The sequence below is a fragment of the Aurantiacibacter hainanensis genome (assembly GCF_036321025.1).
GTDB classification, from domain to species: Bacteria; Pseudomonadota; Alphaproteobacteria; order Sphingomonadales; family Sphingomonadaceae; genus Alteraurantiacibacter; species Alteraurantiacibacter hainanensis.
The window spans coordinates 752,417-766,161 of sequence record NZ_JAZAPB010000001.1 but is presented as its reverse complement, the minus strand read 5'-3'; the positions used below and the strand labels follow the sequence as shown (position 1 = coordinate 766,161).

Below are 13,745 nucleotides of genomic sequence, written 5' to 3'. Positions count from 1 at the left end.
GGTCCTGTCTGTGTGGAGAAGATGGGTCAGCCGCGCCGCGCCCAGCAACGGGCGAGCACGACGAGGGGCAAGGCAAGCAGGCCCCAGGAAAGCAGATCGGGTAATCCGTCGCCGGTCAGGCCGATGACGAGACCCGCGACGGTTGCCACCAGCAGAAGGGCGGGAATGGCGAATACGGTTGCGACGCCCGCGCGGCGCCGCCGGCGGTGGGGTGCCATGGCCTTCATGCCGGCTGGCCTTCCATCGCCCCCAGCGCGATCTCGTCGATCCGTCGTTCCATGTGTGCGGGCGAGCGACGAAGCCACAGCATGACGCCGGTCCACAGGACCCAGATCGTCAGCAGCGTCATGGCGGCCCAGGCGAATTTCAGCGGGAGTCCGCCATAGTCGCCGAAGTGGAGCGGTTTCGACAGCATCAGCGCCTGGTTCAGTGGGGGCATCGCGCGCGCATCGGTAAGCCGGGCGCTGCGCGCGTCGATCAGGGCCGGGGTGAGGATGTGCTGTGTCAGCGGACGGTCACCCTGGAAGAACACGGCGTAGTGATGTCCGGTGCTCCAGTCGCCGCCGGGAAAGCCGATGAACTGCGGCGACCGCCCCGGCAGCGCTTCCTGCGCGGAGGCCATGGCCGCGTCCAGCGAGCCGTAGTCTTCTGGGGGCAGGGCGCCGCGCCCTTCGTAGAGCGCGGTCATCTCGGCCAGTTCGCCGTTGCGCCAGCTGTCGACCAGGGGGTCGGCAAATGCGTTGATAACCCCCGTCAGGCCGACCACCAGCATCCATCCCAGCGCGACGATGCCGATCAGGTTGTGCTGGTCCAGCCGGCGCACCCGCCGGCTCCGCCGCGTGCGCAGTGTGCCGAAGTGGAGGCGGCGCATGAACGGCGCGTAGAGCACGACCCCGGAAACGAGAGAGGTGACGAACAGCACGCCCATCACTCCCAGGAACAGCATGCCCGGCAGGCCGAGGAAGAGGTCCGTGTGAAGCTGGAGGATGAAGTCCATGAAGCCGCCGCCGGGGGCGGGACCGAGCGATTCTCCGGTCGAACGGTCGAGGAAAAGCAGGGTCATCTCATCGCCCGGCGCATCGGGCGCGGGGCCGGTCGTAACGGTCAGCAGCGGGCTTTCCTGGCTGAAGGCCATGAACAGCGGCACTTCGCCGGGCCGCTGGGCCAGCGCGGTTTCGAGCATGGTATCGAGAGGCAGCCCGGATTCGGCGGAAGGCGCACCGGGCAGGGTCGCGTCGTAGTCTTCGCCGAATGCCGCGTCGATCTCGTCATGGAAGATGAGCGGCAGTCCGGTGACGCAAAGCATCAGGAGGAACAGGGTCGCGACGAGGCTGGTCCACTTGTGGACCAGGAACCACCCCTTGATCGTCGACCGTCGCATGCGCGCCCCAGATTCTCTTCACGCCCGCGGCGAATCCACAGGCGGCAGTGGCGCTGGCTAGAGATTGCACTCGCGACGGTCAATGATAATCATTTGCAATAGCAGGAGGTCGCGCGACGTCGCCCAGGGGTGTCCCGGATGACTGACGGCTGTCCTACAAAGCCACAAGCCTTCAGCCCGATGCCGCTCTTTCACACCGTCCGTTCTGACGTATCGGTGCGCCTCCGGCTTCAACTCTGCGGAAGGTGACATTTTTCTCCGCGAAATTGTCGGCGAAGCATTTGTTCTCAGATGTTTGCAACGGAACGGAAATTTTCGAAACACCCGCCTGGGCGTTCCGCATTTCCTCGATTCAGCCGGCGGAGATGACCCCGAACAGGTCGTGCGCGTCGGCGTCTTCCACCTCCACGTCCACGAAATTGCCGGGTTCCAGAGTTTCGGTGACGTTGCGCAGGAACACCTGCCCATCGATTTCCGGAGCGTCGGCCTGGCTGCGGCCCGTGGCGCCCACGTCGCCGTCCTCGTCGGGTTCGCCCACCTCGTCGATGATCACGGGGATGGTCTTGCCGACCTTGGCGGCCAGCTTGGCGGCGCTGATCCGTTCGGTGACTTCCATCACGCGGGCGAAGCGTTCTTCCTTCACCGCCTCGGGCACGGGATCGGGCAGGGCGTTGGCCGCCGCGCCTTCCACCGGTTCGAAGCGGAAAGCTCCCACCCGGTCGAGCTGCGCTTCTTCCAGCCAGTCCAGCAGGTACTTGAAGTCGTCCTCGGTCTCTCCGGGGAAGCCGACCACGAAGCTGCTCCGCACCGCGATCTCGGGGCAGATCTCGCGCCAGCCCTTCAGCCGTTCGAGAACCTTCGCCTCGTTCGCCGGGCGCCTCATGGCCTTCAGCACGCTGCGGCTGGCGTGCTGGAAGGGAATGTCGAGGTAGGGGGTCAGCAATCCCTCGGCCATCAGCGGGATGACCTGGTCCACGTGGGGGTAGGGGTAGACGTAGTGCAGGCGCACCCAGGGCACCGCGCCCTCGGTGGTGCGCATCTGGCCGAGTTCGCGGGCAAGGTCGGTCATGTGGGCGCGGACCGGGTGGCCCTTCCATTCGCGCTCCTCGTGCCGGGTGTCGACGCCGTAGGCGCTGGTGTCCTGGCTGATCACCAGCAGTTCCTTCGTGCCGGCGGCCAGCAGCTTCTCCGCCTCGCGCAGCACCGCATCGATCCGGCGGCTGGCCAGCTTTCCGCGCAGCGTGGGGATGATGCAGAAGGCGCAGGAGTGGTTACACCCCTCGCTGATCTTGAGATAGGAATAGTGCCGCGGCGTCAACTTGACGTCGGGCTGCGGGACGAGGTCGATATAGGGCCCCTGGCTGGGAGGAGCGGCCTCGTGCACGGCCTCCACCACGTCCTCGTACTGGTGCGCGCCGGTGATGGCGAGCACCTGGGGGAAGCGGGCACGGATCAGTTCCGCCTCGTCGCCCATGCAGCCGGTCACGATGACCCGACCGTTCTCGTTGATCGCCTCGCCGATGGCCTCCAGGCTCTCCTCCTTCGCGGAGTCGAGGAAGCCGCATGTGTTCACCAGAACGACGTCGGCGCCCTGGTAGTCCGGGCTCATTGCGTAGCCGTCCGCCCGCAGGCGCGTGAGGATGCGCTCGGAATCGACCAGCGCCTTGGGACAGCCGAGGCTGACCATGCCCACGCGCTTTTGTTCGGGAATCTGCGATGCCATGATGCGCGGCCCCCTACACCCGATTGCGCCTTTGGGCTAGAGCCGTATCGGGACGCGGACCCGGGTCGACTTGGGGAGTGGGAATATGGGCGATGTGAATCTGCTGGCCGTGGTGCTGGGCGCGCTGGCCTTTTTCGTGATCGGGGCGCTCTGGTACGGCCCGCTGTTCGGCAAGCCGTGGCGCGAGATGAACGGCATTACCGACGAAATGGTGAAGCAGGGACCGCGGGAGGGGCAGAACCCGACCTGGCTGATCATGCTGCTGGCCTTCCTGCTGGAGATGCTGGTGGTGCTGATGCTGGGTCACAATATCGCCCGCACCAGCGCACAGCCGCATGTCATCATGATGATGGCCGTAGGGTTCGGTGCGCTGATCATGGCCCCGGCGCTGGGGATCAACTACCTGTTCCAGATGCGCCCGGGGAAGCTGTTCGCGATCGACGCCGCCTATCTGGTCGTCGGCATGGCAGCGGCTGGCGGGGTCTTCGTCGCGCTGGGCTGAGAAAAGGGAGGCCTAGGCCTCTGCTCCGGCCTTGTCCTGGTCCTCCTGGTCGACCGAGGGGCGGATCTCGACCACGATGTCTCCGGCCTGGAGGCAATCCGCCTCGTGTTCCCAGAACCCGCAGGCACCGCCGTTGCGGTAGATGCGCAGGCCCCGGCCGCCGGTGGAAAGTTCGCTGAGCGGTCTGCCGATCTCCTCGGGCAGGACTTCGCGTTCCACCAGCTGCACCCGCCCGGTGATGGACGCAAGGTCGCCCAGGTAGTCGGCGATGTGCGCCCCGCGCGCGCTGCCTGCCAGCAGCAGGCCGGTGAACCGCACCGGGTTGATGACGTTGTCCGCACCCGCCTGGCGCGCAAGCAGTTCGTTGTCGGCGGCGCGCACGACGACGCTGATCGGGACCTTGGGCGCGAGGTGCCGCACGGTCAGGACGATCAGGATCGAGGCATCGTCGCGGCCGGCGGATACCAGCACGGTCTGGGCCTTGCTGATGCGAACCGCCTCCAGGTTCTCGTCGCGCGTGGCGTCTGCCTCGATGACGTTGCAGCCCAGCGCTTCGGCCTGTTCGAGGCGTTCCTCGTCCATGTCCATCACGACGATGCAGGCGGGGTCGGTGCCGCGCTCGATAAGTTCGCCCACGGCCTCCGATCCGGAGACCCCGAAGCCGAGGACGACGACATGATCGGAAAGCTGGTCCTGGATGCGGGCCATGCGGAATTTCTCCCAGCTACGCTTGATGAGGAAGTTGTAGGCAGTGCCCACGAAAATGAACAGCACGGCGAAACGCACCGGCGTCACGATCAGCGCTTCCACCAGCCGCGCCCTGTCGCTGATGGGGGCGATGTCGCCGAAGCCGGTCGTCGTGATCGATATCATCGTGAAATAGATCACATCGAGAAAGCTGACATGGCCGTCGAGATTGTCGACCAGACCTTCGCGGTCCCACCAGTGGATCATCACCACGATGAAGATCAGGAAGACGGCCAGCCCCAGGCGAATGAACAGGTCGCCCCAGACCGGAATGTTGACCGCCCGGCGCAGCGGGGCAAAGCGGCGCTTGCCTACCCGCCGGGGCTCCGGCTTGATGTGCGAGCGAGCCATCCCTCAGCGCGTTCCGGTCACGCAACGAACCTGTCGGCAATATCCGAAATTGCGGAGTGGTGCGTCAGGTCGAGTTGCAGGGGCGTCACCGCGACGTAGCCATCATCGACGGCTTCGAGATCGGTGCCGTGGTCCAGCGTGTGCTCTGCATCCTGCAGGCCGAACCAGTAGTATTTGCGCCCGCGCGGATCCGTGCCCTCCGCCAGGGAGCCGCGGGCATAGTCGTGGAAGCCCTGCCGCACGACGCGGATGCCGCGCACGTCGTCTGCGGGCAGTGGCGGGAAGTTGACGTTCACCAGGGTTCGCTTGGCCATCTGCATGTCGATCAGCGGTTCCAGCACGCGCTTGCCCCACTGCGAGGCCGCGTCGAAACCCGGCCCCTTTTCGCGGAACGCCTGACTGAGGCCGATGGCCGGAATGCCTGCTAGCGCGGCTTCCATCGCCGCGGAAATGGTGCCCGAATAGGTGATGTCGTCGCCCAGGTTCTCGCCCGCGTTGACGCCGGAAAGCACAAGGTCGGGCTTGCGATCCGCGAACAGCTTTCGCAGGGCCAGATTGACGGAGTCGGTGGGCGTCCCCGTCACGCTGTACCGCCGCTTCCCGTGCTCGCGCAGGCGTACGGGATGGTGCAGGGTCAGCGAGTGGCCCGCACCCGATTGCTCTTCTGCCGGAGCGCAGACCCACACATCGTCGGACAATTGGCTGGCAATGTCTTCCAGCACCTTGAGCCCGGGAGCATGGATGCCGTCGTCGTTGGTAAGCAGGATGCGCATGGATCAGGCGGGTACCAGTTTTTCGGTACCGCCCATATAGGGCATCAGGACTTCGGGCACCACGACCGAACCGTCTTCCTGCTGGTAGTTTTCCAGAACCGCCACAAGCGTGCGACCCACGGCCAGGCCCGAACCGTTCAGCGTGTGGACGAAATCGGTCTTCTTGCCGCCGTCCTCCGGCCGGTAGCGCGTATTCATGCGCCGGGCCTGGAAATCGCCGCACCAGCTGATCGAGCTGATCTCGCGGTAGGCATCCTGCCCCGGCAGCCATACCTCGAGATCGAAGGTCTTGCGAGCGCCGAAACCCATGTCGCCCGTGCACAGCAGCATCTTGCGATAGGGCAGCTTGAGCGCGCGAAGGACGCTCTCGGCGCTTTCCACCATGTGCTCGTGCTCGGCATGGGCGTCTTCGGGCCGGCAGATCGAGACGAGCTCGACCTTGTCGAACTGGTGCTGACGGATGAAGCCGCGCGTGTCCTTGCCCGCGGCACCGGCTTCGCTCCGGAAGCAGGGCGTCAGCGCGGTGAGGCGGATCGGCTCGGCAATGTTGTCGAGGATCTGTTCGCGCACGGAATTGGTGAGCGAAACCTCGGCCGTGGGGATCAGCCAGCGCCCGTCGGTCGTCTGGAACAGGTCTTCGGCAAACTTGGGCAACTGGCCGGTGCCGAATACCGCCTCGTCACGCACCAGCAGGGGCGGGGCGCACTCGGTATAGCCGTTCTCGCCTGCCTGCAGATCGAGCATGAACTGCGCGATCGCCCGGTTGAGGCGCGCCATCTGGCCGCGCAGGAAAGTGAAGCGCGCGCCGGACATTGCGGTCGCGGTTTCGAAATCCATGCCCAGCGGCGGCCCCAGGTCGGCATGCTCCTTCGCCTTGAAATGCAGGCTGTGGGGCGTCGTCCAGCGGCTGACCTCGAGATTGTCGCTTTCGTCCTCTCCTTCCGGAACTCCATCAGCGGGAAGGTTGGGGAGAGAGGCCAGCACAGCATTGAGCGCCGCCGCGATCTCCTTCTCCTCGTCCTCCACCTGCGGCATGGACTGCTTGATCTCTGCCACTTCGGCCTTCAGCGCCTCTGCCTTGTCCTTGTCGCCCTGGCCCATGGCCTGGCCGATCGCCTTGGACGCTTCGTTGCGGCGGCTCTGCATCTCCTGCAGGCGCGTGGTCAGCTGGCGCCGCTGCTCGTCGAGCTCGAGGATCCGCCGGGAAACGGGGTCTGCCCCGCGCCTGGCGAGGGCAGCATCGAACTGGTCGGGATTCTCTCGGATATAGCGCAAGTCATGCATGGCCGCGGGCTATGCCCCGCCAGATTGCCGCTTGTCCAGCATAGAGGCGCGCGATTGCGCACGGCGGGAACTTTTGGCCGGTTCGGGAACTGGAAAAGGCACGCGGAGGAGATGGACAAGGACCTGATTTGCTGGACAGGACTATAGAGAAACCTCCGCGGCGCACCCGCTTCGTGGACATCGTGAAAGGCGCCACGCGCCTAGCTATCGGTGCAGGGCTGATGCAGCCCGCGACCTTCGACAAGCAGACCCTGATGGATCGCGCGGCGGTTCGGGCCGGATCCGACGATTTCGGCGATCCGTGGTTCGAACAACCGTTTGCCGTTCTGCTGCAGGCTCTCGAATCCGAAGCGCAATTGCACGAGGCCGGCGCCTGGGTGGCGATGAAGCAGTGCGAGAAGGTGCTGGTGGACCGGTTGCGGGCGCAGCAGTGGTTTGCCACGCATCCCGAAATCCTTGCTCGGCCCCTGCTCAACCCGGTGTTCGTGGTCGGTCCCATGCGTTCTGGCACGACGCGGCTGCACCGGCTGCTCGCCGCGGACCGGCGTTTCGCGCACATGCGCAGCTTCGAGACGATTTCGCCGGTGCCCTATCCCGGCTTCACGTTCGAGGGGAAGGACGACCGGGTCACGCTGGCGAGGCGAGCTCGCAAGGTCGCCGACCTCGCCAACCCGCGGACGCTTTCCATCCATCCCACGGGACCGATGCAGCCCGAAGAGGAGCTGGGCCTGTTCGTGAACTCGTTCTGGGGCATGAAGCACGAGGCGCAGTGGCACGTGCCGAGCTACGGTCGCTGGTGCGAAGCGCAGGATGCGTCACCGGCCTATACGCAGATGGCCCGCCTGCTGCGGCTGATCGGCTGGTCGCAGCAGGCCAGTTCGCTCAAGCCCTGGGTGCTCAAGACGCCGCAGCACATGCTCGATCTGGATGCCCTGCTCCGCGTTTTTCCCGATGCGCGCTTCATTTTCACGCACCGCGACCCCCGGCAGGTGGTCGCCAGCTCGTCATCGCTCGCCTGGAACCAGACCTGCATCTATTCCGACCACGCCGATGCGCAGGACGTGGGCCGGGAATGGCTTCGCAAGACGCGTGTGCAGATCCAGCGCATGGAAAAGAGCCGCAGGTCGATCGCCCCCGACCGGATGATCGACGTGCATTTCGAGGATGTCGATCGCGACTGGCGCGCGGCGATGAAGCGGATCTACCGCTTTCTCGACCTCGATGTCGCCCATGCGTGGCCTGCCATGGAGGCCTATTGCGAGGAGGCCAGCGCTCTCAAGCGTCAGCCGCATCGTTATAGCCTGAACGAATTCGGGCTGACGGACGATGACGTGATGGATGAACTGGGCGACTACGCCCGCCGGTTCGACGTCCTGCGGGAAACGCGCGCGATCGGTCGCTAGGCCTCAGCCAGTCACGGAAGCAATTCGCGCCCGGCGCTCCACTTCCGGGCAGACCTGTTCAACGGGGTCGTCCTTCGGCGTGTACCAATGGGCGAGCGACTGGCCGCTCATCTGCTCCAGAACTTCGATGGAGGGGCCGTAATACTCGTTCAGACGTTCGCGCAGCTCGTCCGTAAGCGGCGGATAGTCGACCTTGCGCGCAATCATTCCGCGGGCGGCCTCGAACGGGCCGAAACCGCGCAGGGGGCGCACCAGGGGTTTCATCCACCCAAGATGCTTTCGCAAACCGGCGGGGACCAGCGGCGCCGACTTGTCCTTCACCTTTCGACGCGCCTTGGTGGCCAGCGGTCGGGGCGGCAGGCCCAGGTGAGCACGCACCTGTGTCATCTGCGCCTCGGGATCGGCCTTCACCCCGTCGAAGAACAGGATGAGAAGCTTTTCGCGCCCGAAGAGGTCGATGAACCGCTCAAGGTGCGAAGGGAAATTTCCGGAACCCAGGATCTGCACATGCTGGCTGACCGTGGGATCCAGGTAGGATGCGATGTCCGCGCTGACTTCGCCGCGCCTGTAGAGCATGCAATAGCTTGAATAGGCCCGCTCGATCGGGTTGCGCAGCTGGGCAATCAGTTTCGCCTGCGGCACGTCGCGGTGGAGGCGGGCGGCGGCTTCGGTCTGATAGAGATAGGAATTGGACTTTTCGCCAATCGTATTGCCCGGCTTCGCATCCTTGAAATGCGACAGGTACCAGTCTTCGCCGCGATCATACTCGCGCGAGAAATAGTGAAGCTCCGGATCAGGCATGTAGATGGCCGGATCCGCCTGCAGCTGGGTCTGCAACCAGGTAGTCGCCGACTTCGCGGCGCCAATGATGATGAAATCTATGTCACGAAATTGCATTGGTTCTTCATATACCTGGTTGTGACGATCTGACCACGCTCACTTCTATGAAAGTTGGATGGCTTTCATAGTCCGGAACGTCACAAGAATAGATTACTGTGCCATCGTCGTGTTCTTCGGATACGGTAAAACCCGGCCTGCTGTAGAAATCCGACACCATGCCGTTGCGATCCGCCGGAACGTATTCAGCGCGTAATGTCTGGACGCCGGCCTGCGCGGCGGTTTCGAAAAGGCCTTTCATCACGCGCCGTTCCCCACCGCGTTCCAGCACGCGGCACGATTGCAGCCACGTGTGATGACCTTGTTGAACATGCCGATCGAAATGAAGCCCAGCCCCGCGGCCAGGTCGACGGGATTGAGGCGAAGGAAGCGCCTTGACTGGATCTGCGGTTTGACTTCGCCGACGTAGGTGATCGGCCCGATGATCAGTTGCGGGAAGAAGCTGACGAAGGTGCCGTAGCGAAAGAACGCCGCCGAGACCGACCTGGCGATCGGGTGGAATGCAATCAGCGCGATTGGGAGGAATACGAAAAGGAAAAGAGGATCTGTGAATATCAAACCCGGTCTTCCCTCATTCAGCTTTCTGCACGATCGGTTCGAACGGGTTCGCCGACTGGTATCCGGCCAACATTCCCCAGGTAGGTCGCAAGAATGCAGAAACTCGCCCGATGCAGGAAGGGGGCATCGGTATAGTCCGGTGCCCGCTAGGACAGGCACATAATCACAATGGCTAATTCGAAGGATATGTCTTTGGAAAAGGGGCGCTTGATCGGATGGCGGCGATCGTTGCTAGACCCGGATGCGCGGGCGGTCCGTTCGATCAGCCCCGCAGGTTGATGAGTGAATCCAGCAGTCCGTCATCCGCGCTGGAGCAGACGCCCAGCACCACCGCCTCGTCGCAGCCTTCCGCGGTCACGTATGCGTGGCCCATGGTCGAATCCAGATAGATTCCCTCTCCCGCCTCGAGCGTGACCGGGTCGTAGTATTCCGAGATGACCTCTATCCGGCCTTCCATCACGTAGATGAATTCCTCGCCGTGGTGACGAACAAGGTCGCCGAATTCGCTGGCGCTCCGGGCGCGGATGCGGGTGACGATGGGGATCATGCGCTTTTTGCGCAGGTCGGTGCAGAGGTAATGATAGTCGTAATTGTCGGTCGTCACCTGCACCGCATTGTCCAGTGTCGCGATGCTGCGGCGGGCGGTGACCGGCTGGACTTCCTCCTCGTTTTCCTCGGCAAAGAGATCCGACATGCGGATATTCAGGCGCCGACTGACCTGCTGCAACTTGTCGTAGGTGAGCGTGAGGCGATCGTGCTCGACCTTGGACAAGGTCGAGACGGGAATGCCCGTCTTCGCGCTCATCTCCTTGAGGGTCCACCCCTTGCGCTTCCGAATATCGCGCATGACGCGTCCCAGGGTCGGGGTCTTGGCAGTCACAACGATCCTTTCGACACTTGGATTGACAATTTTCTAATCAGGATCATTATGTCCCCGTGACGCCAATTTGATGGCGGTCATCCTATTAGCACTATCGGCTAGCTGCAAGAAGCTCGCCAAGTAAATCAGGGAACCGTGATGCGCCTGACCAGAAAATTCGCCGCCTTGGCCGCCTTGCTCGCGCTCGGATCGCTCGCCGCGCAGGGGCAGGTGCCGCAAACTTTGTCGACGGCCGACGCACAGGAAACCGAAACCGAAGAGAGTCTGGCCGAGAGCGCCGATCCTCAGGGCGCGACCGCGCAACTGGATCAAGCCGATGTCGAGGCCTGGCTGGACGGCTTCCTTCCCTACGCTCTGGCACGCGGCGAGATTGCAGGTGCCGTGGTGGTCGTCGTCGAGGGCGACACGACGGTGACGCAGAAGGGATACGGGTTTGCGGACGTCGCCGAGCGTCAGCCGGTCGATCCCGAGACGACGTTGTTCCGTCCGGGCTCGGTGTCCAAGCTGATCACCTGGACGGCGGTGATGCAGCAGGTGGAAGAGGGGCGCATCGACCTCGACGCCGATGTGAACGAATATCTCGATTTCACGATACCGCCCTACGACGGCGAGCCTATCACGATGCGCCAGATCATGACGCATACGGCCGGTTTCGAGGAATCAGTGCGAAACCTCATAAGCAGCGATCCCGACACGGTGATGACGATGGCGGATTACACGCGGGAATCCTTGCCCGAACGCGTGTTCGCGCCGGGGACCACGCCCGCCTACTCGAACTATGCCACCGCGCTTGCGGGCCGTGTCGTGGAGCGCACCAGCGGCATGGATTTCGACGACTACGTCGACGAGCGGATCTTCACGCCCCTGGGAATGACCTACGCCACGTTCCGGCAGCCGCTGCCGGAGCGGTTCGAGCCCTTCATGTCCGAGGGCTACACCACGGTTTCGGGCGAAGCCGAACCATTCGAGATCGTGATACCCGCGCCGGCCGGCAGCATGTCGGCGAGCGGCGCGGCGATGGCGGCTTTCATGAAGGCCCATCTGGCCGATGGCGGTCCGCTGCTCGAGCCCGAGACGGCTCGCATGATGCACGAATACCGTGCCCCGGGCGTGGGTCCGCTCAACACCATGGCGCTGGGTTTCTACGAGCAGTGGATCAACGGCAATCGCGCCATCGCGCATGCCGGCGACACGGGGTATTTCCATACCAACCTGGTGCTGTTTCCCGAGCAGGACGTCGGCATCTACATCTCCGTCAACAGCGACGGCACGGATAGCGCTCCGCAGGCCATCCGCAGCGCGCTGGTGCAGAATTTCGCCGAGCGCTACCTGCCGGGCAACGTGGACTATACGCCTATCGATGCGGAAACCGCGCGCGAGCACGCAGAGATGATGGCGGGTCGTTACACGATGAGCCGCGGCTCCTTCACCAATTTCATGAGCGCGCTGCGCCTGCTCAGCCCCGCCGAAGTCACGGTCGGGGAAAACGGTCAGCTGCAGTTCCCCGCGCTGGACGGACTGTCCGCGGGGCCGCGCGACTGGGTCGAGGTGGAGCCGTTCGTCTGGCGCGACCGGAATACCGGCGAACGCCTGGCGGCGCAGGTTGAGGACGGAGAGGTCGTGCGCTTCAGCATCGACACCATTTCTCCTTTCACGGTGCTCGAACCCGTACCGTTCGGAGCTGATCCGGGCTGGCTGCTCCCGGCTGCGGCCTTCGCCCTTGCCATGGTCCTCCTTGCGGCAATTGCCTGGCCGGTGCGTGCGCTGGTCCGGCGCAGGTTCAAGGCGGAGTTCGTTCTTACCGAGCGTTCCCTGCTGGCTTACCGCCTGACGCGGATCTTCTGCTGGCTGGTGCTGCTGGCGCTGGGTGGCTGGGTAGCGCTCGTAGCGGCCTTCACCGCCGATATCGGATCGCTGAGCGGCAGTCTCGACTGGCTGCTACAGTCGCTACGCGTGCTGACGCCCGTGGCCACGATCGGCCTGCTGCTGTTGGCCATCTGGCACCTGTGGAACTGCTTCAGGAACGGGCGTCACTGGACGATGAAGCTGGGGGCCGCCCTGCTGGTCCTTGCTGCCCTCGTCCTCGCCTACATCACTATTCGCTTCAACCTCTACGGCTTCGGCCTGGTCTACTGATGGGCAGGGCAGGTGGAAGCCGTCTCTCGCTCGACCTGAAGCTGGAGCAATTCCCTTACAAGCGCCCGTTCCGGATCTCCGGGCATGTCTTCGAGGCGACAACCGTGCTGCTGGCCGAACTTTCGGACGACGTTCACACGGGGAGGGGCGAGGGCGCGGGGGTCTATTACCTCGGCGACGATGCCGATCACATGCTGTCCGAGGCGAAAGGCGCGCAATCGCTGATCGAGGGCGGCGCCACTCGGGAGGAATTGCAGGGCATCCTGCCGCCGGGCGGGGCACGCAACGCCATCGACTGCGCCTACTGGGATCTCGAGGCCAAGCAGTCGGGCCAACCTGTCTGGCAGCTGGCCGAGTTGCCGGAGCCGGGACCGCTGAGGACTACCATCACGCTCGGCGCTGACGAACCGGATGCGATGGCGCGGGCGGCCATCGCGCTCGATCCGGAGGCACCGGTAAAGCTCAAGCTGACCGGCGAGACCGAACTCGATGCCGAAAGGATGACCGCGGTTCGCGAAGCGAGGCCGGAGGCCTGGATCGGGGTCGACGCCAACCAGGGGTACGACCTGCCGGCGCTGCGGGAAATCCTGCCGGCCATGCTTCGGCTCGAGATCGCTCTGCTTGAGCAACCCCTGGCGCGCGGCCGGGAAGCCGATCTCGACGGCTTCGATCGCCCCTTGCCTTTCGCCGCCGATGAAAGCGCGGTGACGCTTCCCAATACAGAGGCGCTGCTTGGCCGGTTCGACATCGTCAACATCAAGCTCGACAAGTGCGGGGGCCTGACAGAGGGCCTTGAGATAGCGCGGCGCGCCCGCGCGCTGGGGCTTGGCCTGATGGTGGGCAACATGATGGGCACGAGCCTGTCGATGGCACCGTCATACCTGCTGGGCCAGTTGTGCGACATCGTGGACCTCGACGGCCCCACGTTTCTCGCCCGCGACCGCGCACCGGGCGTGTCCTATGCGCACGGACAGATCACTGCCCCTCAGGACATCTGGGGATGGCCGTAAAACAAAAATCCTGAACAGGTTGACAATTTTCTAATTAGGACAATAGTCCTCGGATTACGATTCACGTGTCGCGTACAGGGCTGCCAATCACGCTGGCCAG

At 64.2% G+C, this 13,745-nt stretch carries 14 protein-coding genes; 4 read left to right on the top strand and 10 right to left on the bottom strand.

Features of this window, described 5'->3' with window-relative positions; all coding sequences use genetic code 11:
- Window positions 1–26: 26 nt before the first annotated feature.
- From AAA989_RS03820 to rimO, 3 genes are all read right to left on the bottom strand, one after another.
- On the bottom strand, window positions 27–227 hold the full coding sequence (locus AAA989_RS03820) for a hypothetical protein (RefSeq protein WP_338241259.1): 201 nt from the start codon (window positions 225–227) through the stop codon (window positions 27–29).
- Window positions 224–1,381: a PepSY-associated TM helix domain-containing protein gene (locus AAA989_RS03815; protein WP_338241258.1), complete on the bottom strand. Its 1,158-nt coding sequence runs from the start codon at window positions 1,379–1,381 to the stop codon at window positions 224–226. Before AAA989_RS03815 ends, AAA989_RS03820 begins: the two co-directional genes overlap by 4 nt.
- Window positions 1,382–1,733: 352 nt before the next feature.
- Window positions 1,734–3,104, bottom strand: coding sequence for a 30S ribosomal protein S12 methylthiotransferase RimO (gene rimO / locus AAA989_RS03810; protein WP_338241257.1), 1,371 nt, complete (start codon window positions 3,102–3,104; stop codon window positions 1,734–1,736).
- Between the two features lie 85 nt (window positions 3,105–3,189).
- Between rimO and AAA989_RS03805 the strand changes: the two genes are divergently transcribed.
- Complete coding sequence (locus AAA989_RS03805) at window positions 3,190–3,606, top strand: DUF1761 domain-containing protein (RefSeq protein ID WP_338241256.1); 417 nt, start codon at window positions 3,190–3,192, stop codon at window positions 3,604–3,606.
- 12 nt (window positions 3,607–3,618) lie between these two features.
- Here AAA989_RS03805 and AAA989_RS03800 read toward each other — a convergent pair whose 3' ends face one another.
- Genes AAA989_RS03800 through serS form a run of 3 tightly spaced genes read right to left on the bottom strand, consistent with a single transcriptional unit; the run spans window position 3,619 to window position 6,761 of the window.
- Window positions 3,619–4,704, bottom strand: a complete 1,086-nt coding sequence (locus tag AAA989_RS03800; RefSeq protein WP_338241255.1) for a potassium channel family protein — start codon at window positions 4,702–4,704, stop codon at window positions 3,619–3,621.
- Window positions 4,705–4,721: 17 nt separating this feature from the next.
- Window positions 4,722–5,477: a 5'/3'-nucleotidase SurE gene (gene surE / locus AAA989_RS03795; protein WP_338241254.1), complete on the bottom strand. Its 756-nt coding sequence runs from the start codon at window positions 5,475–5,477 to the stop codon at window positions 4,722–4,724.
- 3 nt (window positions 5,478–5,480) lie between these two features.
- The gene (gene serS / locus AAA989_RS03790; protein WP_338241253.1) at window positions 5,481–6,761 is read right to left on the bottom strand and encodes a serine--tRNA ligase; all 1,281 of its coding nucleotides are present in this window, start codon (window positions 6,759–6,761) and stop codon (window positions 5,481–5,483) included.
- A 128-nt stretch (window positions 6,762–6,889) separates the two neighbouring features.
- On the opposite strand from serS, the gene AAA989_RS03785 reads away from it, so the two are divergent.
- Entirely contained in the window at window positions 6,890–8,164 is a 1,275-nt protein-coding gene (locus tag AAA989_RS03785) for a sulfotransferase family protein (RefSeq protein WP_338241252.1), read from the top strand.
- A 3-nt stretch (window positions 8,165–8,167) separates the two neighbouring features.
- Here AAA989_RS03785 and AAA989_RS03780 read toward each other — a convergent pair whose 3' ends face one another.
- From AAA989_RS03780 to AAA989_RS03765, 4 genes are all read right to left on the bottom strand, one after another.
- Window positions 8,168–9,061 carry a sulfotransferase family protein gene (locus AAA989_RS03780; protein WP_338241251.1) on the bottom strand — a complete coding sequence of 298 codons (894 nt, stop codon included), beginning with the start codon at window positions 9,059–9,061 and terminating at the stop codon, window positions 8,168–8,170.
- 7 nt (window positions 9,062–9,068) lie between these two features.
- Window positions 9,069–9,302, bottom strand: coding sequence for a hypothetical protein (locus AAA989_RS03775; RefSeq protein WP_338241250.1), 234 nt, complete (start codon window positions 9,300–9,302; stop codon window positions 9,069–9,071).
- Complete coding sequence (locus tag AAA989_RS03770; RefSeq protein WP_338241249.1) at window positions 9,302–9,619, bottom strand: hypothetical protein; 318 nt, start codon at window positions 9,617–9,619, stop codon at window positions 9,302–9,304. Before AAA989_RS03770 ends, AAA989_RS03775 begins: the two co-directional genes overlap by 1 nt.
- 262 nt (window positions 9,620–9,881) lie before the next feature.
- Window positions 9,882–10,499, bottom strand: a complete 618-nt coding sequence (locus AAA989_RS03765; RefSeq protein ID WP_338241248.1) for a helix-turn-helix domain-containing protein — start codon at window positions 10,497–10,499, stop codon at window positions 9,882–9,884.
- 138 nt (window positions 10,500–10,637) lie between these two features.
- Here AAA989_RS03765 and AAA989_RS03760 point away from each other — a divergent pair, with 138 nt between their 5' ends.
- Together AAA989_RS03760 and AAA989_RS03755 are read left to right on the top strand one after the other, a co-directional pair.
- Window positions 10,638–12,635, top strand: coding sequence for a serine hydrolase domain-containing protein (locus tag AAA989_RS03760; protein ID WP_338241247.1), 1,998 nt, complete (start codon window positions 10,638–10,640; stop codon window positions 12,633–12,635).
- Window positions 12,635–13,645 carry a dipeptide epimerase gene (locus tag AAA989_RS03755; protein WP_338241246.1) on the top strand — a complete coding sequence of 337 codons (1,011 nt, stop codon included), beginning with the start codon at window positions 12,635–12,637 and terminating at the stop codon, window positions 13,643–13,645. The genes AAA989_RS03760 and AAA989_RS03755 overlap by 1 nt, the downstream gene beginning before the upstream one ends.
- Window positions 13,646–13,745 lie beyond the last annotated feature (100 nt).

Bases quoted from the DNA above. Each gene is read 5' to 3' on its own strand.
- AAA989_RS03820 (WP_338241259.1), bottom strand. From the start codon at position 227: ATGAAGGCCATGGCACCCCACCGCCGGCGGCGCCGCGCGGGCGTCGCA.
- AAA989_RS03815 (WP_338241258.1), bottom strand. From the start codon at position 1,381: ATGCGACGGTCGACGATCAAGGGGTGGTTCCTGGTCCACAAGTGGACC.
- rimO (WP_338241257.1), bottom strand. From the start codon at position 3,104: ATGGCATCGCAGATTCCCGAACAAAAGCGCGTGGGCATGGTCAGCCTC.
- AAA989_RS03805 (WP_338241256.1), top strand. From the start codon at position 3,190: ATGGGCGATGTGAATCTGCTGGCCGTGGTGCTGGGCGCGCTGGCCTTT.
- AAA989_RS03800 (WP_338241255.1), bottom strand. From the start codon at position 4,704: ATGGCTCGCTCGCACATCAAGCCGGAGCCCCGGCGGGTAGGCAAGCGC.
- surE (WP_338241254.1), bottom strand. From the start codon at position 5,477: ATGCGCATCCTGCTTACCAACGACGACGGCATCCATGCTCCCGGGCTC.
- serS (WP_338241253.1), bottom strand. From the start codon at position 6,761: ATGCATGACTTGCGCTATATCCGAGAGAATCCCGACCAGTTCGATGCT.
- AAA989_RS03780 (WP_338241251.1), bottom strand. From the start codon at position 9,061: ATGCAATTTCGTGACATAGATTTCATCATCATTGGCGCCGCGAAGTCG.
- AAA989_RS03775 (WP_338241250.1), bottom strand. From the start codon at position 9,302: ATGAAAGGCCTTTTCGAAACCGCCGCGCAGGCCGGCGTCCAGACATTA.
- AAA989_RS03760 (WP_338241247.1), top strand. From the start codon at position 10,638: ATGCGCCTGACCAGAAAATTCGCCGCCTTGGCCGCCTTGCTCGCGCTC.
- AAA989_RS03755 (WP_338241246.1), top strand. From the start codon at position 12,635: ATGGGCAGGGCAGGTGGAAGCCGTCTCTCGCTCGACCTGAAGCTGGAG.